This window comes from Lacticaseibacillus suilingensis, assembly GCF_016861845.1.
Lineage (GTDB): Bacteria > Bacillota > Bacilli > Lactobacillales > Lactobacillaceae > Lacticaseibacillus > Lacticaseibacillus suilingensis.
Genome location: NZ_BOLV01000017.1, coordinates 15,713 through 37,643 on the forward strand (window position 1 = coordinate 15,713; position 21,931 = coordinate 37,643).

At 52.6% G+C, this 21,931-nt stretch carries 24 protein-coding genes; 13 read left to right on the plus strand and 11 right to left on the minus strand.

What is annotated here, in order from left to right; genetic code table 11:
• Positions 1-18: 18 nt before the first annotated feature.
• The 6 genes from JUF11_RS10290 to JUF11_RS10315 form a co-directional block, all read right to left on the minus strand.
• The gene (locus tag JUF11_RS10290; RefSeq protein WP_016379203.1) at positions 19-270 is read right to left on the minus strand and encodes a hypothetical protein; all 252 of its coding nucleotides are present in this window, start codon (positions 268-270) and stop codon (positions 19-21) included.
• A 14-nt stretch (positions 271-284) separates the two neighbouring features.
• Complete coding sequence (locus JUF11_RS10295) at positions 285-548, minus strand: hypothetical protein (RefSeq protein WP_070720972.1); 264 nt, start codon at positions 546-548, stop codon at positions 285-287.
• Between the two features lie 74 nt (positions 549-622).
• On the minus strand, positions 623-994 hold the full coding sequence (locus JUF11_RS10300; RefSeq protein WP_016379201.1) for a YdcP family protein: 372 nt from the start codon (positions 992-994) through the stop codon (positions 623-625).
• Between the two features lie 21 nt (positions 995-1,015).
• Complete coding sequence (locus tag JUF11_RS10305; RefSeq protein ID WP_204119532.1) at positions 1,016-1,336, minus strand: DUF961 family protein; 321 nt, start codon at positions 1,334-1,336, stop codon at positions 1,016-1,018.
• A gap of 42 nt (positions 1,337-1,378) precedes the next feature.
• Complete coding sequence (locus JUF11_RS10310; protein WP_204119533.1) at positions 1,379-1,621, minus strand: septation protein SpoVG family protein; 243 nt, start codon at positions 1,619-1,621, stop codon at positions 1,379-1,381.
• A 1-nt stretch (position 1,622) separates the two neighbouring features.
• Entirely contained in the window at positions 1,623-5,432 is a 3,810-nt protein-coding gene (locus JUF11_RS10315; protein WP_204119559.1) for a SpaA isopeptide-forming pilin-related protein, read from the minus strand.
• Between the two features lie 600 nt (positions 5,433-6,032).
• Here JUF11_RS10315 and JUF11_RS10320 point away from each other — a divergent pair.
• Together JUF11_RS10320 and JUF11_RS10325 are read left to right on the plus strand one after the other, a co-directional pair.
• Positions 6,033-7,289 carry an NRAMP family divalent metal transporter gene (locus tag JUF11_RS10320; RefSeq protein WP_308439938.1) on the plus strand — a complete coding sequence of 419 codons (1,257 nt, stop codon included), beginning with the start codon at positions 6,033-6,035 and terminating at the stop codon, positions 7,287-7,289.
• Positions 7,290-7,364: 75 nt separating this feature from the next.
• Positions 7,365-8,270: a TMEM175 family protein gene (locus JUF11_RS10325; RefSeq protein ID WP_204119535.1), complete on the plus strand. Its 906-nt coding sequence runs from the start codon at positions 7,365-7,367 to the stop codon at positions 8,268-8,270.
• A gap of 251 nt (positions 8,271-8,521) precedes the next feature.
• On the opposite strand, the gene JUF11_RS10330 is transcribed toward JUF11_RS10325, so the two are convergent.
• Both JUF11_RS10330 and JUF11_RS10335 read right to left on the minus strand, forming a co-directional pair.
• Entirely contained in the window at positions 8,522-8,764 is a 243-nt protein-coding gene (locus JUF11_RS10330; protein WP_204119536.1) for a YdeI/OmpD-associated family protein, read from the minus strand.
• Positions 8,765-8,820: 56 nt separating this feature from the next.
• Positions 8,821-9,027 (minus strand): hypothetical protein, encoded by a 207-nt coding sequence (locus JUF11_RS10335; protein ID WP_204119537.1) that lies wholly within the window; start codon positions 9,025-9,027, stop codon positions 8,821-8,823.
• Between the two features lie 209 nt (positions 9,028-9,236).
• Here JUF11_RS10335 and JUF11_RS10340 point away from each other — a divergent pair, with 209 nt between their 5' ends.
• The 7 genes from JUF11_RS10340 (at position 9,237) to JUF11_RS10370 (ending at position 14,655) form a co-directional block, all read left to right on the plus strand.
• A complete protein-coding gene (locus tag JUF11_RS10340; RefSeq protein ID WP_373305869.1) occupies positions 9,237-10,196 on the plus strand; it encodes a glycosylasparaginase in 960 nt (319 codons plus the stop codon).
• Positions 10,197-10,444: 248 nt separating this feature from the next.
• Entirely contained in the window at positions 10,445-11,251 is an 807-nt protein-coding gene (gene proB / locus JUF11_RS10345) for a glutamate 5-kinase (RefSeq protein WP_204119539.1), read from the plus strand.
• Positions 11,248-12,489 carry a glutamate-5-semialdehyde dehydrogenase gene (locus JUF11_RS10350; RefSeq protein ID WP_204119540.1) on the plus strand — a complete coding sequence of 414 codons (1,242 nt, stop codon included), beginning with the start codon at positions 11,248-11,250 and terminating at the stop codon, positions 12,487-12,489. The genes proB and JUF11_RS10350 overlap by 4 nt, the downstream gene beginning before the upstream one ends.
• A gap of 96 nt (positions 12,490-12,585) precedes the next feature.
• A complete protein-coding gene (locus JUF11_RS10355; protein ID WP_204119541.1) occupies positions 12,586-13,560 on the plus strand; it encodes a serine hydrolase in 975 nt (324 codons plus the stop codon).
• A gap of 196 nt (positions 13,561-13,756) precedes the next feature.
• Entirely contained in the window at positions 13,757-14,008 is a 252-nt protein-coding gene (locus JUF11_RS10360) for a hypothetical protein (protein WP_125582155.1), read from the plus strand.
• Positions 14,009-14,076: 68 nt separating this feature from the next.
• Positions 14,077-14,322 carry a hypothetical protein gene (locus JUF11_RS10365; RefSeq protein ID WP_204119542.1) on the plus strand — a complete coding sequence of 82 codons (246 nt, stop codon included), beginning with the start codon at positions 14,077-14,079 and terminating at the stop codon, positions 14,320-14,322.
• Between the two features lie 96 nt (positions 14,323-14,418).
• Positions 14,419-14,655 carry a CsbD family protein gene (locus tag JUF11_RS10370; RefSeq protein ID WP_204119543.1) on the plus strand — a complete coding sequence of 79 codons (237 nt, stop codon included), beginning with the start codon at positions 14,419-14,421 and terminating at the stop codon, positions 14,653-14,655.
• 186 nt (positions 14,656-14,841) lie between these two features.
• Here JUF11_RS10370 and JUF11_RS10375 read toward each other — a convergent pair whose 3' ends face one another.
• Entirely contained in the window at positions 14,842-15,645 is an 804-nt protein-coding gene (locus tag JUF11_RS10375) for a homoserine kinase (protein ID WP_204119544.1), read from the minus strand.
• Positions 15,646-15,762: 117 nt separating this feature from the next.
• Between JUF11_RS10375 and JUF11_RS10380 the strand changes: the two genes are divergently transcribed.
• Positions 15,763-16,440 carry a 2,3-bisphosphoglycerate-dependent phosphoglycerate mutase gene (locus JUF11_RS10380; protein WP_204119545.1) on the plus strand — a complete coding sequence of 226 codons (678 nt, stop codon included), beginning with the start codon at positions 15,763-15,765 and terminating at the stop codon, positions 16,438-16,440.
• A 43-nt stretch (positions 16,441-16,483) separates the two neighbouring features.
• Here the strand turns inward: JUF11_RS10380 and JUF11_RS10385 are convergent, their stop codons facing one another.
• Positions 16,484-17,824, minus strand: coding sequence for a C1 family peptidase (locus JUF11_RS10385; RefSeq protein ID WP_204119546.1), 1,341 nt, complete (start codon positions 17,822-17,824; stop codon positions 16,484-16,486).
• 492 nt (positions 17,825-18,316) lie between these two features.
• Between JUF11_RS10385 and JUF11_RS10390 the strand changes: the two genes are divergently transcribed.
• From JUF11_RS10390 to JUF11_RS10400, 3 genes are all read left to right on the plus strand, one after another.
• On the plus strand, positions 18,317-19,210 hold the full coding sequence (locus tag JUF11_RS10390; protein WP_204119547.1) for a glycosyltransferase: 894 nt from the start codon (positions 18,317-18,319) through the stop codon (positions 19,208-19,210).
• Between the two features lie 30 nt (positions 19,211-19,240).
• Positions 19,241-20,257: a glycosyltransferase gene (locus JUF11_RS10395; protein WP_204119548.1), complete on the plus strand. Its 1,017-nt coding sequence runs from the start codon at positions 19,241-19,243 to the stop codon at positions 20,255-20,257.
• 75 nt (positions 20,258-20,332) lie between these two features.
• The gene (locus JUF11_RS10400; protein ID WP_204119549.1) at positions 20,333-21,352 is read left to right on the plus strand and encodes a glycosyltransferase; all 1,020 of its coding nucleotides are present in this window, start codon (positions 20,333-20,335) and stop codon (positions 21,350-21,352) included.
• Between the two features lie 331 nt (positions 21,353-21,683).
• On the opposite strand, the gene JUF11_RS10405 is transcribed toward JUF11_RS10400, so the two are convergent.
• Positions 21,684-21,887: a hypothetical protein gene (locus tag JUF11_RS10405; protein WP_204119550.1), complete on the minus strand. Its 204-nt coding sequence runs from the start codon at positions 21,885-21,887 to the stop codon at positions 21,684-21,686.
• Between the last annotated feature and the right edge of the window lie 44 nt (positions 21,888-21,931).

The window sequence follows — 21,931 nt, forward strand, 5'->3', positions numbered from 1 at the left end:
GAAATTCTCCTTTGAGCGTTACTTGACGCCAATATATTTGATAGCGGGTTGTCGGTCTTCAGTGTCGATATTGAAGCTGAACTCTTTGGATTCGTGGTCGCGGGTACACTCACCGTCTACCCAGATGGAAAACGGTTCGTCAGGATTGGACTGTTCGGCGGCCATCAATACCATGTCGATCAAGGCATCCGGGCTAGGGTCGTGGTAATCAGGATCAACCAAAGCTGGATAATCTTCAAAGAAGCCTTCAATTCTAAGTGTCAGTGCCATGTTATCAGTCCTTTCTATTCATCGCTGACGCCCAGATACGAAGGCCGCAAGCCATCTTCACCCTCATATGAAGTGAATGAGAATAGCTTATTCATACCGTCGTTAGTCTGTTCGCTGTCGATATGCAGGTGCTGGTAGGATTCAGGGCTTTCTTCCATGAGTTCCACCATGTCTTGCAGAATCTCGTCTGGATCAAGGCGGTAGTCAATGTCGATTTCTTCGTTATAGTCGTCGATGAATACTTCACGACCAACTACGGTCATGGCGGAAGTCATCATCAATAATCAACTCCTTTCGTTAGTCACAAGTAACCGCCGCAGCGGGCGGTGCGCGGGAGGAGTGGGACAGTGAGTTATTTCTTGTCATTGTTGTTTAGCTTCTCCTGTGGCTTTACCGGTGCGGTGGCAATCACGAGATCCTTAGCTTTCATGAACCAAGAAGTCTCGACACGGTTAAACTCGGCATTGGCTAACGCATTGATTTCTGGATCAACCAAGGTCACGATCTGGTTGTACTTGAAGTCCTTGACGCCAGCCTCTGCCGGAATCGAAACTTGAATCATCATTCCTTGCTTCATGGATTTCAGGTCATAGGTGCGTTCCTTCACGTCGTCGGTGCGGTTGCCGTCTTCGTCTTGCACGAAGCGTTCACGACGCTGGCCGGAGAACTTCAAAACGCCAAAAGTCTTTTCTAAGTCGATTATGATACCTTCTGCTAATCGCATGTGTTTTCCTCTTTTCTTTGTTTAAACTGGGATAATGTCGTCGGCATGGCAGATGTAGCGGACAAAGCCCTGATCGCCGATGCGGTAACCGACTGTTGCAATCCGTGGGTTGACGATCATCACCGGCGAATCAACTTCGATGGTTTCGCCTTTCTCACCTTTTTTGGCGGGAATGGTGATCTCAATGTTGTCAGTGCGTTGTAAGTCCGAGAACAACTCGTAAGTGCGCGACACGACTTTGCGATTGTCACGGTCGCCATCTTGCAGCTCCCGCTTGAGCGAGCCGAAGAACAAGTGGCCGAACGTCTTTTCAATGTTTGGTGCAACAAATTTGAGTTCCATGTTGTAGTCTTCCTTTCGTATTCAAAAAGCCGGGTAGGTGGGCTACTCGGCTGTGGCTTGGTGATAGTATTCGGTTAGTTGTTGAAGTAGGTAGTTGTAAAATGATTTGGAGATTGGGTGAACCGTGCGACCATCAGCGTATCGTGGGAACTGGATATACAAGCGATGCTGACCTTCGATGAGCTTCACGTTTTTCAAGATGAGTACATGATCCAGTACGATGTCGCCTTGGAGCAACACATCGCCGCCGGGGTCAGGGTACATATTAATAGAAGAAATGCGCATGTTACTTACCGTCTTTCTTCTTGGTGCCACCAATCACAACCATTGCAGCGAGTATGCCGAGAAGCAGTACTACACCGATGACCATGAGCCAACCAGCCTTGGCGTTACCAGTTTGTGGTAGACCAGGCTTCGGCGTTTGCTTGTCTTTCATGATAGCCTTCACGATTTCACCGTCCTTCGTGATCTCGAATGGTACAAGGGCTTCGCTGATTTCGTAGCCCTTTGGTGCGTCGTATTCTTGGAATCTGTACTTGCCAGCAGGCAGGTTACCAAAGGAGAAGACCCCGTTCTTGTCGGTGCGACCAGATACGACTGTCTTGCCGTCTTCGTCCAGAATGCGGATACCCGTGTTTGGCAGTCGCTTGCCGGTTGAAACGTCGGTCTTGGTCAGTTCACCCGTACCCTTGATCAAGTTGTTGTTCAGTTCAAAGGCGATGGTTGGTTCCTTGGCGTCAGCCTTGGCCTCACCAATCTGCTTGTCCTTGCCATGAAAGACCGTCACGCCGTCCTTGGTGGAGACGAGCTTGAGAGTTTCCTTGGACAGTACAAGGTTTGTAGCAGAAGGCGTGGATTCACGGAGATAAAAGGTTCCAACTGGTAGGTGCTTGATAGAGCCAGTGGAATCCCTGCCGACGGTGATGGTCTGAATGACCTTCTTGTCAGCATCAAGCAGTTCAAAGACCGCACCGGCAGCATTACCGGTCATGGCGTAGGAGTAACCCTTGCCCGAAACCAGCGTGGCAACTTCGTTGATCTTCTTGAATGACAGTTCGTTTTCGTGGAGCTTGTTCTCAATCTGCTTACCGTCGTTGATCTTGATATGCTTGATCTTCTCGTTGTCAGTGGTGTTGAAGTGGAAGCCGTACATCGTCGTGCTCAAATCATGGCTATGGCCAGCATCAAGTTCTTTGACGTAGTAGTAGCCAACCGGTAGCTGAATCGCATCGAACGCAGCTTTCCCATCCTTGACCGTGGTTGTTGCGAGCAACGATTGTGCTGGAACCTCGGTGTCACCGATCTTAGTGGCGGCCATGGAGAACAGGCCAAAGACCTGTCCATTACCGGCGACGTTCTTGATTTCTGGGAGGTTGTTCTTCCACCCTGTGAGGCTCTCCTCCTGCTTGTTGAGCGTGATGTCGAGCTGCTGGAAGTCGTTCTTAGCTTCAAGTGAGGTAGAGGTCACCGTCACTTCTTGTCCAGCATACTTGAGTTCAAAGGCAATTGGATCGGTGTTCAGAATGAACCCGTTTGGTGCAGACACTTCGGTTGCAGTGTACTTGCCGAGGTAGAGTTCTGGGGTTTGAATCTGTCCTTGAGCATCAGTGGTGCCAGTGGCAACCACGTCACCCTTGTGGGCACGAACGGTGCCGTCAGCAGTCGTAATGTCTTCGGCAGCTTTGAACTCGAACTTCGCACCAGCCAGAGCGGTGTAGTCGTACTTGAACTTGTACTGATCGCCATATTCAGTTTCAACCTTTTCGACGGCGACTGGGGTAGCCCCGGTCTTGGTCAAGGTAGCGACACCCTTTTGGGAGAGGTCAGCAAACTTGATGACCACGATGCCGTCCTTGTGACTACCGTCGATGGTGAACTTGGCCGGTTCCTTAGCTAGTACATAGCCTTCTGGGGCTTGGACTTCTTCGAGCAGGTACTTGCCGTAGCCAAGCGCTTCGGCGGTGATCAACTTGCCGGAATTGTCAGTCACAAACTTATCAGTTGTGCCGGACTTATCAGCAGTTGGCTGGACTTCGTACTTGTTGGTTTGCAGGTTCTTAACACGGAAGATTGCGCCAGCGCGTAGCACGGTCTTCCCGGTTTCGGTATCAACCTTGACCACCCGTAGCTTTTCTTCGATAACCTTGTTTTCAATGCTATAATGTTGGGACTTCTGGGTGCCGTCAACAACAACTGTGAACGGCTTGATCCCTTTGTAGCCTGTTGGGGTTTTGGTTTCGGTGACGGTGTAGGTGTCGTAAGGTAAATCCGCGAATTTCACGTAGCCTTGGGCATCGGTGAGGCCGGTACGGACAACCTTACCGGTAGTCTTGCTGGTCACAGTGAACTGGGTGTCCTTGAGCATGACTGGCTTAGTGCCTTTGCCTTGGGTTGTCCAGTCGTAGTTCCCGTACTTGAGCAGGTCGAGATCACCAGTGATGACTTGTTCCTTAACCGTCGTGGTAGCAGTTGCAGTCGTGACGTTCTGACCAGCGTAAGCCAGCTTGAAGGCGTGCTTTTGCGGATCAAGAACGTAACCGGGTGGGGCCTTCACTTCTTGCCAGTAGTAATCGTCCAGCTCCAAGTTAGAAACGGATGCGGTATTGTTGGCGATCGTCACTGACTTCACGAGCTTGTCATCGGTTGCACGGTGGAGTTCGTAGACAGCACCGTTAAGGCTGGCAGCACCTTGTGGCTGCTTACCAGTAGCCGCATCTTCCTTGATGATGGTGGCAGTGCCGCGTTGTTCTTGATCAGTCGTATCGACATGAGCAGTTGTGACCGCGACGGTCTGACCAGCGTACTTCAATTCAAATGGCAGCTTGGTCGTGTTCAGAACATATCCAGCAGGGGCTTTTTCTTCAAGCGCGTAGTAGCTACCGAGCTTGAGGTTCTGCAAGGTGCCTTTACCGTTGCCATCGGTCGTGATTGCACCAACTCGCGTACCGGTGCTGGTGTAGATCCCATACACCGCGCCGTTCAGGGAGTAGTAGGCATTGAACATATCGCTACCGAACTCTTTACCAATCTTGGCAAGGGTCACGTTGCCGAGCTGTTCCTTGTTGCCGAGGACAACTTCGACGGTCTTGTTGGGTTCAATGGTGGCTTCCTTGAGTTCGCCCTTGTTCACATACCCGTTAGGAGCAGTGACTTCCGAGACGGTGACCTTGGTGCCAGCCTTCAAATCATTCAAGGCGGCATACCCGTCAGCGCCAGTCGTGACTTCTTTGGAAGTACCATTGTATGCGAACTTGAGCTTCGCCCCCGGCAAGGCTTTGTTGGTGTCGGCATCGACCTTCTTGGCTTTCAGGTTCCCGTTCAGGTTGACCTTGATTGGTAGACTGAACTCGCCGTTGCTGGATAACTTGAAGTTGACCAGCTTTTGTTGGGAACCCTTTGTATAAACGAATGAGGTACCAACGTCAGCAGCTTTGGCGATTGCATAGGCGACCTTACCGGAAGCCTTAGACTGGGCGGTAGCAGTTAATGTGAGCTTGTTGCCGGACTTCGTAATCTTGAGGTTTGCGGTATTCGCTGTTTGTTGGGCAAAAGCCGCAAGCCGCCCGTTGGTGTCCGTCAAGGTTATTGAATCGCCAACTGCGAGTGTGATCTGTTTGCCGTTGAACGATGGCTTGCGATCATGCGCCGCGACCTTATCGAGAATCGCTTTCTTCTCGGTTTGGTAGGTCTTGTTCGGCGTGGTGAGTAACGTGTCTCCGAGAGTCTCCCAGATGACCATCTGGGTCACGGCGTAGTTACGGTTGGTTGGGTTCTGGTAGTAGCCGTAGTAAGCAATCTTGGCTAGTTGATCTTTCTTACTGTCGGCGTAATTGCTGGGGTTGTAGCCGGAGCCGCTCATATCGAGATCGACTCCGTGCTCCACACAAAACGCCACCTTGCCGTTCAGTTTCTTCATCCACATGCCGGTGTCCGTCCAATGTAGACCATTGAATAGATGTAGGTGCCAAGTGTTGCGCCAATCTGCGACCTTGGTGTTGGTCATGCTGGCGGCAATTGCCAGTGAAGCGGGGATAAAGAGCTGGATAAATATAACAACTAATGCGGCGAATATTGAGGTTCGCCGAGCTGTTTTCATCAATGATTTTTCCTCCTGAGTTTTCTGAAAATAGAGCTGCAATTTTTACTTGAGCACACAAAAAGCAGAAGATGTACGTCTTCTGCTTTACGTTAATCGTAGCCTTACGAAATGCTCAAAATGTACGAAATGTGTCGCTCCATTTCCTTTTGTATGAAATTTAGTGAAACTTGGTGAAAGAGAAAGTCAGTAATATCAAGGATTTTAAAGCCTTGAAAACTGTGTGAAAGCGAGATACTTAAAGTACGGTTTGAAGAAGGCCCGCAAGGCGAGTCAATTCTCCAAGCGTTAATCTTGCGCTCAATGCATTTAAAAGTAAGCTTGCCCTGGTGGCAGGCTTATTTTTTTGCGTTCGCAGAGGTGAAAGGGTGTCGTTGTGCTTGAAAGGTTCGTTATCATTGGTGGTATTTGGCATCAAGTACCACAAGTTGCTGATATATCTCACAGTAATGGGATTCATTCACCATCTTGCTCCGAAGCTAACGTATTTAATGGGACAACAAAGCGATTTTGACGATTGGACGACTGCGCATTTTGGGCCAAAGTGACTAGGCGACTGGGGTGCTTTGCGCTAAACTGTGAAAGTTAAAGGAGTGAGGCATAATCGCACGAGAGAAAATAATACGCCGTGCTTTTTGGCAGCGTCATCGCTTTTTGGCGGTGTGGGGACCAGGGCTATTGGTGATGCTGGCCGATACCGATGCTGGGTGCTTAATTACCGCGGCGCAGTCTGGCGCACAGTGGGGCTACACCATGGTGCTGCCGCAGCTGGTGCTGATACCTGTTTTGTTTATGGCCCAAGAAATGACGGTGCGGTTGGGGATTATCACTCAGGAAGGGCATGGGGCCCTGATTCGCCAGTACTTTGGCCGTGGCTGGGCCTGGCTGGCTGCGATTACGCTGGGGATTTCCGCGGTTGGAGCGCTGCTGACAGAATTCATCGGCATTGCTGGCGTCGGGGAACTGTTTGGCGTGTCTAAGTGGATCACGATACCCATTGCCACGATTTTTCTGGTTAGTCTGGCCTTTTTGGGCGAGTATCGGCGGGTGGAAAAAATCGGGGTGTTGGTGGGCTTGGCCGAGTTCGTTTTCATCATCGCGATGTTTATGGCGCGGCCGCAGTTGTCAGACCTGCTGCAGGGGTTGGTGACGATTCCTTGGCACAATCGCAGCTATGTGTACTTGGTGGCGGCGAATGTCGGGGCGGTGATCATGCCTTGGATGCTGTTCTATCAGCAAGGGGCGGTGATTGATAAGCACCTGACCCCGGCAGATATCCCACAAGAGCGCCGCGATACCGCGGTTGGCACGCTGGTGACCCAAGGCATCATGATTGTCTTTATTGTGACCTTTGCCGCAACGGTGGGCCAACACGGCGGCAGTGAGGCCTTCGCGACAGTGGGGCAGATGGCCAATGCCCTGGCGCCGTTTTTGGGCCGACTGCCGGCTAATCTGCTCATCGGCATGAGTCTGTTTGGTGGCTCGATGGTGGCGGCGCTGGTGGTGGCTTTGGCTGGGACTTGGGGTCTGACCGAGGTGCTAGGCTGGCCGCACAGCCTCAATGAACCCTTTAATCGGAAAAGCGCGGGCTTTTATCTGATCTACATCGGGGCCCATGTGATTGGGGCCGTGTTGGTGTTGGCCAACATCCAGCTGGTGGATCTGGCGGTGACCGTCGAAGTCATCAACGCGCTGCTGGTGCCCATTGTCCTCGGCTTTTTGCTCTTACTAGAGGCCAAGGCCTTACCAGACCGGTATCGGATGCACGGGTGGTACCGGTTCGCCGCGACTAGCTTGTGTCTGCTGGTGATGATGTTTGGCCTGTACATGGTGGGGCCAATTCTCCACCTCTGGTAAAGGTCAATGAGGGCGGTGCTTGCACCGCCTCGGGTTAACCAGTAGAATACGAGCAGTTAACCAAAGGAGCACATTATGGAAAAACTCAAAAGTCGCCTTGATGCCTTTTCCGATGGTGTCATGGCGGTCATCATTACCATCATGGTGCTGGCCATTGCGCCAGTGCTACATGACAGTTGGGCCAATTACCTGGCGATGGGGCAACACATTGGTATTTACATGATTACCTTTGTCTTCGTGTTTAACATGTGGTATCAGCACAGTACCGCCTTTGCCGAAATTGAGACGATGACCTACCAGATTTTGATTTGGGAAGTCGTCTTTTTGGCGGTGCTGTCCTTAATGCCGTTGTTTACCGACATGATGGCGGAAAATACCACCCGGGTGACGGTGATGCTGTATGGGGTGACCCAAGCGGTGATCAGCTTCTTGTTTCGGGGGCTGGCGAAGTCCATCGTCCATTTGCAGTTCACCACCAAAGCTGAGATGCAGCAGGTGTATCAAAAAATCTACGGCAATGCCAATCACTGGCTGGACGGCTTGTCATTAGCCGCCATTATTGTGGCTTACTTTTTACCCCAGGTGGCGCTGTTGTTCTACTTGGCTTACCCGATTCTCAGCTTCTTTTTGAACGCCGACGCCCGCCAGCAGATGTACGATGCTGAGGCCTTGCCCGCAGAGCAGCAAAAGGATCTCGCCGAATTGCCGGCTTCGGCCTATGTGGATTGGCGTAAACTGGCCGACCAGCTTTATGATCAGCGCGCCGAAGCGCCAGGGCAAGGTTCGACGCCGGCGGCCAGAAATCGTCCTGAGCAAGGCTCATCGCGTTGGAGTGAGTGGTTGAATCGCAGCTTGGATCCACGCTATCAAAAAGCGGTGAAAGCAAAGTTCCAAAATGCGACCCCAGAGCAGCGCCAGCAAATGGCAGCGTGGTTTGCGCAGCAGCGCCGGGGGCGGAACAGTCGCCGCAATGAGCAGTGAGACCACACTCAAAACGCTGATTAAGGGCAAAAATAGCTTAAAACTGCAAATAAGGAGCTTTAGTTCCCCACTTTAGACTTATTTTTGACTCATTTATGGGCTAACGGCTCAAATAGCATTGGTGACGCTTGCGCTGGGCGTCTTCCTTCGCCAGGTGGCCAAGTTTCATTTTGTCGCGCAAGCTCGTGATGCCTTGCATGCAGGCGTGGGTTTGAATCAAAAATGACCAAGCAGCTAGCTTGGTCATGGTATTATTTGGCACGCTGATCATAAGCACGCTTAGATTTATAACCGGCAGCTAACACCTCACTCATCTTCGTGAGGTGTTTTAGCTTGGTGGCTTCGCTGGCGGTGCCAAAAATGAAGCGCGCCCATTCGCGCTGATAGCCTAGCGTTAAGGCGTTGAAAAAGGCCTGCAAGTCCGGCTGAGCGGCGAGTAAGGCCGCCACTTCAGGAATCATTGGTTCGTAAGCGGCTAAAGGTTTGCTAGGCATGAAAAGCCTTCTTTCCTATGTTTGTTCTTTATTTTACCAGACCGCGTCAATCGGCGTTAGAACAGGTTAAAGGCTACCATCACCCCGCCGATGATGAACAGACCGCCGAACAGATACCCGCTGTACAAGGCGTACATGATGAACGGTGACGTGTTTTTGTTGCCGTTTCGTTTCATTTCCTTGAAGGCATGCGTGGTGGCGTGGAACTGCCACAGTCCGACCACTACCAGCACGATCCCCAATAATACACCCCAAATTGACATTTTCATTTCCTCCTTGGTGGTAGTGCCCGGCTCCCTAATGACACCTAAAGTGTAGCAGTGAACCATTCAGGGGACATGCAACTTTCGCCTGATTTACAGGCCTGGTTGCTTCGGTCTTTAGTCCTGCCTTGTAGGTTGAAAAATCGGCGGCGCCGGGTCCATTTTGGCTGTGAGACGGGTATACTAAGACCCATCAGACAAACGAGAGGATGAGGCAGATGAAGTGGGGGACAATTGCGACTTGGCGGATGGCGCACGATGGCGTGGTTAAGGCCAGTGATTTGTTGGCGCAACAAGCTCAGGCTGGGGATGCTGTGGAGGCGCTGATCAAAACCGTCGAGGCTTACCCATATTATAAAAGCGTGGGTTATGGCGGTTTGCCGAATGAAGAAGGCGTGGTCGAAATGGACGCCGCCTTCATGGATGGCGACACCTTAGCACAAGGCGCGGTCGGGGGCATCCAGAATGTCAAACATGCGATTTCGGTGGCCCGGGCCTTAGCCAAGTACCATTACAACAGCTTTCGGGTCGGCGAAGGCGCCACCAAGTTTGCGCTGTTGCACGGTTTTGAAATGACGAACATGCTCACGCCGCGGGCCAAAGCCGAATGGCAAAAACGCCTGCAGGTATTGCGCCAGCAGCCGATGACCGCTTACGACGGCCACGATACCGTCGGGGCCATTGCACTGGATCAAACCGGCTCGATGGCGGTGGGCACCTCTACCTCTGGGTTGTTTATGAAAAAGGCCGGCCGGGTGGGCGATTCGCCGCTGTCTGGCTCAGGCTATTATGCCGACAGTGAAATCGGCGCCGCGGCGGCAACCGGGCTTGGCGAGGATATTATGAAAGGTTGCATGTCCTATGAAATCGTGCGGCGCATGGCGGCAGGGGCAACCCCGCAAGCCGCTTGCGACCAGGCCGTGTATCCCTTTGTGGCTAAGCTCAAAGCCCGGTATGGCAAGGTTGGTGAATTTTCCCTGATTGCCATGAATCACAATGGCGAATGGGGCGTTGCGACCAACGTTGAGTTTACCTTTAGCGTGGCCACCGCAGATCAACCGGCGCAAATCTTGATTGCCCATCCGGCAGCGGAAGGCCAAACGAAGATTGAACCGGTGTCTGAAGCGTGGCTCGCCAATTATGAGCGCGAATTAAAGGCGCCACTATAAAGCTGCAAACCAGAGGTAGTTGACAAGCCTAGCCTGGCCGGCTATACTACCTATCAATCCCTGCAATGTAAGTAGAACCGTTCAGGAAGCGCAATCTTGACTGTGAATTGCGCCTGGTGTTCGAACCCGACTTGCAGATGAACGACCAATTTAGTGAACTGACAAAGTGTGAAGCGTTGCTTCGAACGAGGATGGTACCGCCCAGGAATGGGTGCCTCGACGAAGCGGCGCTTTTTGTTTTTGAAAGGATGTTGACGATGGTTTCACGAGTGGTGGTAAAAATTGGCACCAGTAGTTTGATTTATCCCAATGGTCAGGTGAATTTACAAACGATTGATCGCCTGGCGTATACCTTATCAGCGGTGAAAAATAGCGGCTGTGAAGTGGTGCTGGTGACCTCAGGGGCCATCGGGGTCGGCTTGGCCAGCCGCCGGATGACTGCGCGGCCTAAAGCCATCGCCGCTCAGCAGGCGCTAGCCGCGATTGGCCAGTCCGAGCTGATGCGGCTGTACAGCGAGCGCTTTAGCGATTACGGCACGACGATTGCCCAGCTGCTGCTCACGCATGACGTCTTTGATTATCCGCTCACCAAGCAGCATGTGCTGGATACCATTCAGACTCTGCTGGTTCAGCAGGTGATTCCGGTGATCAACGAAAATGATTCAGTCGCGACCGATGAACTGGCGCATCGCACCACATTTGGGGATAATGACCAACTCTCAGCGCTGGTGGCGACCCAGATTGAGGCCGATCAACTGATTGTCTTGTCGGATATTGACGGGTTGTATGACAAGGACCCGCATCAATTCGCCGAGGCTAGGCTGGTGCCAGTGGTGACTGATCCGGCTGCGCTGGCCGAGGCGAGTGCTGGTGGCACTAGCTCGCGCTTCGGTACTGGCGGTATGGTGACGAAGCTGCGCGCCGCCAAAGCAATGATGAAAGCTGGTAAGCAAATGGTGCTGTGTTCTGGTCAAGATCCGCGCCTGGTGCTCCAGGTGCTGGCCGGCGAGCAAGTGGGCACGCGTTTTGGTCAAGTGAAGGAGGAAACACGATGATTGATTTAACCCAAATGGGGCAACAGGCTCAAGCCGCCGCCCAGGTGCTGGCGCAGTTAGATACTGCCACGAAAAATCAGGCGCTGCTGGCGATGGCGGCAGAATTGACCGCCCACACCGAACAGATTTTAGACGCCAATGCGCGTGATTTAGCGGCGGCCAGTGACCAGCCCGCCAAGTTTACCGACCGCTTGCGCCTGACGCCGGCGCGCATCAGCGATATGGCCAATGGCCTCAAGAGCGTGGCGGCCTTGCCTGATCCAACTGCCCGAATCGATGGTGGCTTCACTAATGCGGCGGGGCTGTCGATTATTCAAAAGCGCGTGCCCCTGGGCGTGGTCGGGATGATTTACGAAGCCCGTCCGAATGTCACTGTTGATGCCGCAGGTTTAACGCTGAAAAGTGGTAACGCTGTGATGTTGCGCGGGGGTAAGGAAGCCCTGCAGTCGAATTTGGCTTTAACCCAAGTGCTGCAAACCGCTCTGACCAAGGTGGGCTTGCCGGCGCAGGCCGTGCAGCTAGTGGCGGATCCAAGCCGCGCCTTAGCCAATGAGATGATGCATCTGACCGCGTATCTCGATGTTCTCATTCCTCGCGGCGGCGCTGGCTTGATCCAGGCGGTGGTCAACACCGCCACCGTGCCGGTGATCGAAACTGGGGCGGGAAATTGTCACATTTACGTGGATCAAACGGCTGACCTTGAGATGGCCAAGGCCATCGTAGTTAACGCCAAGGTGCAACGGCCCAGCGTCTGCAATGCTGCCGAGAAGCTGTTGATTCATCAAGCGGTCGCTGCCGATTACTTGCCAGCCTTGGCCGCTGCGTTGCAGGCGCATGGGGTGGCTTTGCGCGGGGATGAGGCGGCCAGGGCGATTGTGCCCAATATGGCGGCAGTAACCGCGGCCGATTGGGATACCGAATATAATGACTTGATCATGGCCGTTAAGGTGATCGCTGATGAGGACGAAGCGATTGCCCATATTAACCGGCACAACACGAAACATTCTGAAAGCATCATTACCAATGATTATGCCAGCAGCGAACGTTTTTTGAATCAGGTCGACGCCGCTTGTGTCTATGTGAATGCTTCCACGCGGTTTACCGATGGCGAGCAATTTGGGTTTGGTGCCGAAATCGGCATCAGCACGCAGAAGCTGCATGCTCGGGGACCCATGGGCTTGGCCGCCTTGACCACCACCAAATATCAGATTCGGGGCAATGGCCAGGTGCGCGAGTAGCTCGCGCATCGCGAGAAATGATAAACATTTAATTTTCTTCTTATAAAATTCACATGCCTGGTTTATTATTAAGCTAATAAACAGGGAGCAAAAGGCATGCGCAGAAAAAAACGGCCAATTTGGCATCGCATCATTCCATTCACTTTACTGGTCATCAGCGTGCTGTGGCTGGCAATTGCCGCCATTGTGCATGAAGCGACGGCAGATGACGCCACCGATGCGGCAGACGCACCAGTGGCGGCCAGTAGTAGCGCCAGCGCTAGCAGCACCAGTGCCAGCAGTACCGCCGTCACGACGCTAAGTAAAACCCAGGTGGCAGCCAAACAGCAAAGCATCAAGCAGGCGCTGAACACGTATCTGGCGCAAATTATTAAAAGTGGCCACGTCGCGGTCAGCTTCTACAACTTAGCGCCAGTGGCCGGCAGCACGGCTGCTAAGGCCAAAGACGCGTCCGTCTACGCCGAAGGGGCGCTGGCCACCAGCGCCAATGCCCAGACTCAAATGGTGGCGGCGTCCACCTATAAGCTCTATATCACGGCTTGGTTGTTCCATGAAGTGGCCACTGGCGCCAAGACCTGGACCAGTAGCGACGAAAGCGGGTTTCAGGCGATGATCGTCAACAGTCAAAATGACTATGCCGAAGCGGTGCTGAAAAGCTCTGGCGGTACGCCGATCAACACCTACCTGAGTCAATTTGGCATCACCAGCCCATTCCACTATTCCGGCGCAGCCACCACCAGCAGTGACAACCTGCTGACGATGCTCAAGTTGTTGGTGAAAGGGCAAGGGCCGTTTGCCAATGCCACCTACCGGAACAAATTGCTGACGGCCATGGGTAAACAGGTCTACCGTGATGGCATTCCTGCCGCCGCCAGTGCGGCTGACCCTGGCAGTACAGTTCAAGATAAAGTGGGCTGGCTTGGCACCACGGACAATGATGCCGCCATCGTCACCACGCCAGAAGGCCAACGTTACTTGCTGGTGATTATGACCGATAATGGCAGTTACCAGAATTTCTCGGCGATTAAGACCTATGCCGAGAAAATCCAAACCATTGTGTATGGTAGTTAACGGTCGCACCAATCATATGTGAAAAATGAGGTTAAGTACACTTCTGGTGTTACTTGGCCTTTTTTAATGCAGTATTCATGATAGTTCAGAAAATCACAAAATAACGTGTGTCTTTTTAAATATAATCATTAAATTATATTGACCATAAGAATACGGGTGGTATACTCGATTTATAAAAAGAAATGGAGGCGCTATCATGACAGCCATCACCAGACAAGCCATCGTTCGTTGCCACGCCAACGGCAACATGGAACACGATTTTATCGGCACCATCAAAAAATGCTACGAGAATTCTGCGCTGGTCATGATCGAGCAATTCGATCCGGCAGACCGGATGAATGCTCGCGACTTGCTTTATCAAGCCGTGATTTCAAAGCGCCAAATGGAGGTGCTGACGCCAGGGATTTCCGAACAGCAGCAGCTTGAAGAGGACGAAGCCGCCAGTTAAGACGCTACTGGGCCAATTATGGTATAATAGACGACGTTGCATGTCGTTAACGACAAGGGGGAACTTTTTTGGCCCAAGAAATCAATGTCGGCGAAACCGTCGACGTCACGAAGAGCAAGCAGGTCCCGTTGAGCTTTACCGGGACGGTGGAAAAGTTATATGCCAACGCCGCGTTACTGACGATCGATCAGTTCGCAAAAAAAGACCACGAAACGGTTGAGGATCTTAAACACAAAACCGTGGTCAATTATAAAGACATCACCAAAGACGGTGAAGCGGTCCAACCGCCCGTCACTGATGACGCGAAGAAGTAGGCCTTTGGGTCTATTTTTTTACGCTTTTTTTGTAAGCATTATATTCGCTTTTTATAAGGACTTTTGGATATGCTGGAGAGGTAAAGGAGGGATGATATGCCAGATTTTGATGCCATGAAAGACAAGGTCGCTGGCAAGGTGAAGGAAGCTGCCGGTAAGGCCACCAACAACGAAAAGTTGGAGGCCAAAGGCAAAGCCCAAAACCTGAAAGGTCAGGCCGAAGCAAAGCTGGATGCCGCCAAGAAGGACGCCGCTGCAAAAGCGGATGACGTCACGGAGAAAGCAGCGGAAAAATTCAACGATGCTGTGGATCACGTGCAGCACGACGACTAATCATCCAGGGCTGTGACAAAAGGCGCTTTTGGAGCCGATAGGTAGCCTAACCAACCACCAAGTCCGGGCTCTGGACTCGGTGGTTGGTGTAGCTATCTACTCGGCTCCGGCCTTTTGGCGCGTAACGCTGCTATAACAGTCTGAATAGAATCAAAGGGGCCGCGACGAATGTCGCGGCCCCTTCGGTTAAACACGCGTCACGCCGCGCCGCGACAAGTGAAATGGGGCGACGGTGCCGGCAGTGAGCTGTTGCTGCAGCCGCGGGAAAAAGTCTTCGTGCTCAGTGAGCGCGAGGCACACCAGCGCGGGGCCATTGGCCGAAACGAAAGTCGTAAAGCCGCCTGCCGCTAGCACTGCGCGCGAGACCATTTCGGCATGGGGATAGTAGCCAGCAGTGACTTGGGAGCGCAACGGAAAATGCTGCTGCAGCCAAGAGCCATCGGCATTCATCATCGCGTTCATCACGCTGCGGGCCGAGACCCCTTGCGTGCAAGGGGTAGGGTCAACTGGGGTTTCTACCACTTGATCTGGCACGTAAATCGCGCCTTGCACCAACTCAGTGCCGAAGTTGATGATGTTGTTCGGCCGCGCATAGACCAGACAGCCACCGAACAAGCTGGCCTGAATGGCCGCTTGATTGGGTTCAAAAAACGCGGCCATGTTCAGCTTGCGGGTCAAGGTGATAGGCTGCTGGCTCAGCGTTTCCGCCAGCTCAATGCCCAAAATTGTCGCCGCCAGAGAAGCCCCTAAGCCAACGCTGGGCGTGACCGTGGTGTTCAAGTTCAGCTCATGCGGCACCAGCATGGGATCCAGCGCCAACGCCACATCAATAATCAGGTTAGTTTGATCCGTAGGCAGCGTCTGATCATTGGCGGTGATCTGCCACTCGAAGCTCTCCTCGCCGATGCTTAAGGTGACGCCACGGTCAATGGCCAGCGCCAAATCAGGTTGAATTCGTGATGTAATCGTGCCAGGCACCCATATCGCCATCCTAAGTCCTCCATATCATGAGATAAGAATAAGTATATCTAATTATATTCTCATTTTCCAGTCCTTTTTCGGATTTTCGGTGAAAATGGTATACTCTGGTGATAGGGAGGTTGACGGATGGTCAAACTGGTCTTACTCAGGCACGGCGAAAGTGCCGCGAATTTTTCTAATACCTACACCGGCTGGTCCGATGTCCCGCTGACGGCGCATGGCGTCGCCCAGGCGCAGGCGGCAGGGCAGGCGCTGGCGGCACAGCAAATTTTGTTTGGGCATGTGCATACTTCGGTGCTCAAACGCGCCATTGAAACGGCCTACCTGGTGCAAGACGCGATTGGTCAAAACTGGTTGCCTATCACCAAGTCTTGGCGCTTGAATGAACGCCACTATGGCGCCTTGCGCGGCATCAACAAGGACGAAACGCGCCAACTCTTTGGCGCCCAGCAGGTGGCTTTGTGGCGGCGCAGTTACACCAGCCGGCCGCCGCTACTGGTCAATCCCAGCCGCAGCCGGCGCTATCATCGCTTCCCAGCCAGCATCATCCCCCGCGGCGAAAGTCTGCAGGATGCCGAAACGCGCCTGATCGCTTACTGGAGCGATGAATTGGCCCCACGCCTGCTGCGTCAGGAGAATCAGTTGGTGGTCGCACATGGCTCAACGCTGCGCGCCCTCATCAAATACCTGGAAGCCATTCCTGATGATCAAATCGACCAGGTGGAAGTGGCCAATGCCCAGCCGATTGTCTACACCTTAGACGACCGCCTGCACATTGTGGATAAAACTGTCATTACCAAATGAAGCCACGAAAAAAACCGCATTGCTGCGGTTTTTTTGAATCCCATTAAGCTAAGGCACCCATTGGATCCCATGGCTTCAAAACAGTGGGGTGATCGTATTCATTCTTGATGACATCTTGCAGGTCTTGGCTCAGGTACTTCTTGTTGATGACCACTTGGTAAACGAATTCGTCGAACCAAGCATCACTAGCGACGAAGTAACCTTTGTCGCCGGCTTTTTCACCCCAAGAGTTTTCAACCTTCCACTTGGTTGGCTGGCCGTCAACGATGTCCACGCCGGTGATCACCATGGCATGGGTCATCAGGCTTTCGCCGTAGTCCAGGCGATCAGCCTTGGTCATGTCGAAGTTGGCGTTGAACAGACCGTTCTTGTCGAATAAGGCTGGATCCATGATGCCCAGCTTGCTGTCAGAGGACTGACCAACATCAGAACCGAACCAAACAGTTTCGCCATTTTCCAGCTGCTTGATGGCCAGTTGCTTGAGGTTGTCGACGGTCAGGTTCAAGTGGCGCACTTCGCGGCCGCCAATGACGTTACCCAGCATTTCAACGGTGTACAGGTGGTTGTAAGGCTTGTCTGCCGTTGGGGCGTTGATCAAGCTCTGGAACGCGTTGGTGTCCCAGCCGATGTACTTTTCGTAGAAAGTGCGCGGGGTCAAGTCGCGGTCGATGTGGTAGTTCTTGTCATCATCGCGATATTCGAAGTCGAACTTGGTTGGTGGCACGCCCAGCGTGTAAGCCAAAATCCGGTAGTCTTCGGAGAGCATCTTGTCCTTGGCCGCTTGAATGTCTTCATCGCTGGCGTTATCGGCGACGAGCTTGCGCAAGGTCACCGCGTCTTTGCGCAACTTCAAGTTCAAGACTTTGTTCATCTGACCGGAAGCAGAGGAGCTGAAGGTTTCAGGCATCACTGACTTCGGCACGATCCCGTACTTGTCGATGATGGCTGTCAGCATATCCCACTGACCACCATCGCCCTGAGGGTTGGCCATCAGCCAAGCCACTTTGCGACTGTCAATGTCTTCGCCGGCAGTCTTCAAAACGTTTTCGTAGAAGTAGTTGGACTTTTCGAATTTGTCCCAGAAGAAAGTAAAGTTCTGGGAGAGTTCGAAGCCTTTGATTTTGAATTGTTGTTGAATGTCATGACGCATCGTGTTCAATGCGGCGAACATCCAGCAGCGGCCGGATTGCTTCTGGTCGGCCACAGTGCCGGTGCTCAAATCGATGGAGAAGGTTTTCTCCATCGTGGTTTGGCTGTGCACGTCCTCGCTGGACTTCAGCACCCCATTGTTCATGACGGCTTTTTGGATGGCCGCGCTGCCTGGGGTATTTTCCAGGTCAGCTTGGTACTTAGCAAGATCTTCAGCAGTAACTGCCTTTGACATGTTCCGTTCACTCCTTTAATTAGAAAATAATGATACATTCTCAGACTTTCTCAGTTTAGCATAAAGCCGCAGGGGAAGGAACCCACGCCGACTGAAAAAGCGCAAGCAATGTCGCCCCCAAAATGAAAATAAGCTGGCAAAAGCCTTGCCGGCGAATTTTGGTGGTTGTAAACGCAAGCGCAGAGAGTGGTGATTGACGGTGGTAGCCGCGTCGGCATAGACTGAGGTTAGTGGCCGGCTAGCGTTATGGTATCATCCAAGCCAGTGTGATCAATGCTATCCGGCAAAGGAATCTTGCAAAAATTGACTGTTCCGACAAGACCGGGAATGTTATGGTTAACTAGGATTCCTATCATAAGGAACTGAACGCCGAACGACCGGCCAAGCCAATGTGGCTCGCTGGTGACCTTCGGCGCGGACCGAAATCAGGCTTGACCATCGTTGCGCCTTGACTTCATGGCGATGAAAACGATGCTTGGAGGGAGTTTGTTCATGGCAAAAAATGCAGTGGTGTATACGGTCAGTGGCCCGCACATTTTACTTTGTGCCACGTCGATTGCTTCTTTGATCGACCATTATCAAAGCGAAGCGTCGCTTGATATCCTGGTGGTCACGGAAGGTGAGCTTGACGCCGATGTCGCGCTACTGCGTGAGTTGCCTGACTTCTATCAGAAACCGCAAGTGCACCTGTTTGTCTGGCAAAAGCCACCCATCACCTCTGAACTCAAGCACTACGATAATGCCCGCTTTGGGCAGGTGACCTTGTGGCGGTTGTTCGTGCCGGCGTATTTTCCCAATTACGAACAGCTTTTGATGATCGATAACGACACCATCATCATGGCCGATATTTCGCCACTGTTTAGCCTGAATCGGCCAGGCAACGTGATGGCGGCAGTGCCAGATTTCTACTATTACACGTTAAACCCGCCAGTTGATCAAAATGTCTTACCAGATTTTTCAAGCATGAAGGCGTACTTCAACTCCGGGGTGCTGGTCATCAATGTGGCGCTGTATAACGAGCTGTTCAAACCGGAAATGCTGGTTGAGCGGGCGGATCAGGCGAATTACCAATATCCGGATCAAACGCTGCTGAATCTGCTGACGGCAGGCAAGGTGACCTTGCTCCCGTTCCGATACAACTTCCAAAAAGACGACGACTGGCTGACCCACTGGGCGGAGCAAACCGACCCGGCAGTGGCCGCTGACATGACCGCAGAGCGCCAGCACGTGGTGATTCGCCATTTCCTGAGTAATCTCTATGGCTACCGGCCGTGGGGCCATTTGGCAGTGATGGATGAATTCGAAGCTGCTTTTTGGCAGTACTTCAGCCAAACTCGGGAATTTTTCACAACAGAAACCAAGCGCAGAGGGTTGAACCATTATTAATGGTCACTACCCGCATAGAGGAGAGTAAATATGCTTTATACTGTGACACCAATTCAAGGCCCCACCGACCAAGCGGTGATCAAGCCCAAAGAAGACACCGCTGTTTTTCTTGGTAACATCGGGTTTTTGCCTCTGCGCTATTCCCGTTACATCAATAATGAAGACCACTGGGAGACTGAAATCAAAGGCGGAATTTTAGCCCCAGTGCAAGCCGGCGATATTGTCATCCCGCAAGTACCAGGGTATGCGCCGCTGACAGTGGAGGATGCCTTCGTTCATGGCACCCATGATCGCGGCGGGAAGGTCATTGCCTTGGTCCACGACGCGGAATATTTGCGTTATCCCAAGAGTTACGACCGCAAGACCTGGGTCGAATACCTCGGCTCCTACGACGCTTTGCTGGTGAATACCCCAGAAGAAAAGCGCCAAGTGCTGGCTAGTGGGGTGAACCTGCCCATTGTCGTCACCGGGCCTTGGGGCTACATTCAGCCCATCGGCTCGCGCCAGCCGCATTTCTCCAAGACGATTCACTATGCCGGTAATCTGGTGGAATGGAAAGGCGGCTTCATGGCCAACATCCCAGCCGAGCTGAAAGTCAAGCTGTACGGCTCCAGCGATGGCAACAGCGATTTAGGCTATCGCATTGCCGATTCGGTGGAGCGCATGGGCTCCTACTCGCAAGAAGCATTGGCCTTGGCGCTGGACAACGGCTTTGGGTTGGTTTGGGACGAGAATTCGACCCATCACTACAACGACTACGCGATGATCAACATGCCGCATAAATTGAGCCTGTACTTGTCACTGGGCCTGCCAGTGATTGCCAAAAAAGGCAGCCAGGTCGGCAATTTCGTGGCGGCTAATCACGTGGGCATTGTGGTGGATGACATGGAAGCCTTGGTGCCTGTGATGGCGGCGATGGATGAAGGCCAGTACAATCAACTACTGGCGGCGGTCAAACCGATGGAAGCTTTGATTCGCTCCGGGCGTCATCTCCAGCTGGCGGCACTCAAGGCCATCATGGCGGTGAACGGCATTTCGGAATATTAAACCGTCAGTCACTGCTTCTCATCTCGCCGCCTGCCGCATTGGCAGACGGCTTTCCCTTTGTCCTAGGAGGTCAACATGAATTACATTATCAGTCCGCTTCAAGCTGCGTCCGACCAGGCGGTGGTTAAGCCGAAAGAAGACGTGGCGCATTATCTTCAGCAAATCGGGTTTCAGCCGCTTTGGTACAATCGCTTCATCAAGTTTGAAGGTGATGGTGATTGGGCCGGGCGCATCGAGGGGATGCTGGGGCCGGTGCAAGCTGGCGACGTGGTCATCTACCAGACCCCGACCTATGCAGATATCACGATTGAAAAGTACATCATTGAGGCCGTGCACCAGCGCCACGCAAAAATCGTGGCCTTTGTTCATGATGTGGAGTACCTGCGCTATCCGGAGCTGTACCCGAAAGTAGAATGGCTGGATTATCTCAATAGTTTCGATGTGGTGATGGTTTCAACCACCCCCATGGCGGCGGCGATTAAGGCCGACGGGGTGAAGCGACCGATTATTATCAGCGGTCCGTGGGGATACGTGGAACCGATGACGTACCACCAACCAAGCTTCAGCCGCAGCTTACATTATGCTGGTAATTTGATGAAGTGGAAGAGTGGCTTTCTGCGGCATGTGCCTGCGAGTTTGGATGTGCAGGTGTATGGCTCGGAAAATGGCCAAACCAACTTAAGCTATCCGCTTGGCCCTGGTGTCACCTACCACGGCACCATGTCGCAGGCGCAGTTGGGTTTGAAGTTGACCCACGGCTTTGGCTTGATTTGGGATGAAGATGACCAGGGCCACTACGCCGCCTATGCGCGCATCAACCAGGCGCACAAATTCAGCCTGTACTTGGCGCTAGGCTTGCCGGTGATTGCCAACCGGGAAAGCGCGATTGGGGCATACATCGAGCAAAACCAGGTCGGGCTGGTGGTCGATCACCTGAACCAGCTGCCTGATGTGACGGCCGCGCAAACCGAAGCCACTTATGGCCCACTGGTTGACCAGGTCAAAGCACTGACGGCCTTGATTCGCGCTGGCCGTCACACGCAGTTAGCCGCCTTAAAAGCCGTTTTAGCGGCGCATGACATTACCAGTGAGTAAGTGGTACTTGAAGCACCGCTTGGCCTGGTTTCAATAACTGCCACCAGCACCAACGACAAAAAGGAGCGGCTTCATTCCCGAAAGATGAGGAATGAAGCCGCTTAATTGTGGCACTACCAGTTGCTTATTAGGCGAAGGGGCCACGCTTGCTTTTCGCCCGCCGACTTTGGTTCACTAGAGGCAGCAGCCGACCCCAATCAGGGTGGGTGGCCAAAATTGTTCCCTATGTGTACCATTTTTCGAAACGAGAGTTGTCATATATGAGCGTGGAAATAATTGGCCTGTGCTATACTTTAAATAACATTTTTTCTGAAAAATGAGCCCCTGCCGCTTAAAACATGGTCAAAAGCGGCACCAAGATGCCGATCAGCATCAATCCGGCCAACAGAAACGCCATGAAAATTTGTGAACCTTTACCCCCAGGCTTTTTCTTGGTGGGTTTGACGATTTCATTTTTTTCTTTGGCGAATCGGCCTTCGATATCTTGATCGAGCAAGCTATCGGCTTGATTAATCTTTTTTTTCTCTGTTTTCATACCCACATTATATGGATGCCGGCGTGAAACTGCAACGTGAACTC

Excerpts from the sequence above, each read along its gene's own strand:
- JUF11_RS10395 (WP_204119548.1), top strand. The coding sequence starts at position 19,241 with ATGCTTTATACTGTGACACCAATTCAAGGCCCCACCGACCAAGCGGTG.
- JUF11_RS10370 (WP_204119543.1), top strand. The coding sequence starts at position 14,419 with ATGCCAGATTTTGATGCCATGAAAGACAAGGTCGCTGGCAAGGTGAAG.
- JUF11_RS10360 (WP_125582155.1), top strand. The coding sequence starts at position 13,757 with ATGACAGCCATCACCAGACAAGCCATCGTTCGTTGCCACGCCAACGGC.
- JUF11_RS10400 (WP_204119549.1), top strand. The coding sequence starts at position 20,333 with ATGAATTACATTATCAGTCCGCTTCAAGCTGCGTCCGACCAGGCGGTG.
- JUF11_RS10385 (WP_204119546.1), bottom strand. The coding sequence starts at position 17,824 with ATGTCAAAGGCAGTTACTGCTGAAGATCTTGCTAAGTACCAAGCTGAC.
- JUF11_RS10310 (WP_204119533.1), bottom strand. The coding sequence starts at position 1,621 with ATGCGCATTTCTTCTATTAATATGTACCCTGACCCCGGCGGCGATGTG.
- JUF11_RS10355 (WP_204119541.1), top strand. The coding sequence starts at position 12,586 with ATGCGCAGAAAAAAACGGCCAATTTGGCATCGCATCATTCCATTCACT.
- JUF11_RS10295 (WP_070720972.1), bottom strand. The coding sequence starts at position 548 with ATGATGACTTCCGCCATGACCGTAGTTGGTCGTGAAGTATTCATCGAC.
- JUF11_RS10300 (WP_016379201.1), bottom strand. The coding sequence starts at position 994 with ATGCGATTAGCAGAAGGTATCATAATCGACTTAGAAAAGACTTTTGGC.
- JUF11_RS10305 (WP_204119532.1), bottom strand. The coding sequence starts at position 1,336 with ATGGAACTCAAATTTGTTGCACCAAACATTGAAAAGACGTTCGGCCAC.
- JUF11_RS10335 (WP_204119537.1), bottom strand. The coding sequence starts at position 9,027 with ATGTCAATTTGGGGTGTATTATTGGGGATCGTGCTGGTAGTGGTCGGA.
- JUF11_RS10390 (WP_204119547.1), top strand. The coding sequence starts at position 18,317 with ATGGCAAAAAATGCAGTGGTGTATACGGTCAGTGGCCCGCACATTTTA.
- proB (WP_204119539.1), top strand. The coding sequence starts at position 10,445 with ATGTTGACGATGGTTTCACGAGTGGTGGTAAAAATTGGCACCAGTAGT.
- JUF11_RS10350 (WP_204119540.1), top strand. The coding sequence starts at position 11,248 with ATGATTGATTTAACCCAAATGGGGCAACAGGCTCAAGCCGCCGCCCAG.
- JUF11_RS10290 (WP_016379203.1), bottom strand. The coding sequence starts at position 270 with ATGGCACTGACACTTAGAATTGAAGGCTTCTTTGAAGATTATCCAGCT.
- JUF11_RS10405 (WP_204119550.1), bottom strand. The coding sequence starts at position 21,887 with ATGAAAACAGAGAAAAAAAAGATTAATCAAGCCGATAGCTTGCTCGAT.
- JUF11_RS10340 (WP_373305869.1), top strand. The coding sequence starts at position 9,237 with ATGAGGCAGATGAAGTGGGGGACAATTGCGACTTGGCGGATGGCGCAC.
- JUF11_RS10325 (WP_204119535.1), top strand. The coding sequence starts at position 7,365 with ATGGAAAAACTCAAAAGTCGCCTTGATGCCTTTTCCGATGGTGTCATG.
- JUF11_RS10375 (WP_204119544.1), bottom strand. The coding sequence starts at position 15,645 with ATGGCGATATGGGTGCCTGGCACGATTACATCACGAATTCAACCTGAT.
- JUF11_RS10380 (WP_204119545.1), top strand. The coding sequence starts at position 15,763 with ATGGTCAAACTGGTCTTACTCAGGCACGGCGAAAGTGCCGCGAATTTT.
- JUF11_RS10330 (WP_204119536.1), bottom strand. The coding sequence starts at position 8,764 with ATGCCTAGCAAACCTTTAGCCGCTTACGAACCAATGATTCCTGAAGTG.
- JUF11_RS10315 (WP_204119559.1), bottom strand. The coding sequence starts at position 5,432 with ATGAAAACAGCTCGGCGAACCTCAATATTCGCCGCATTAGTTGTTATA.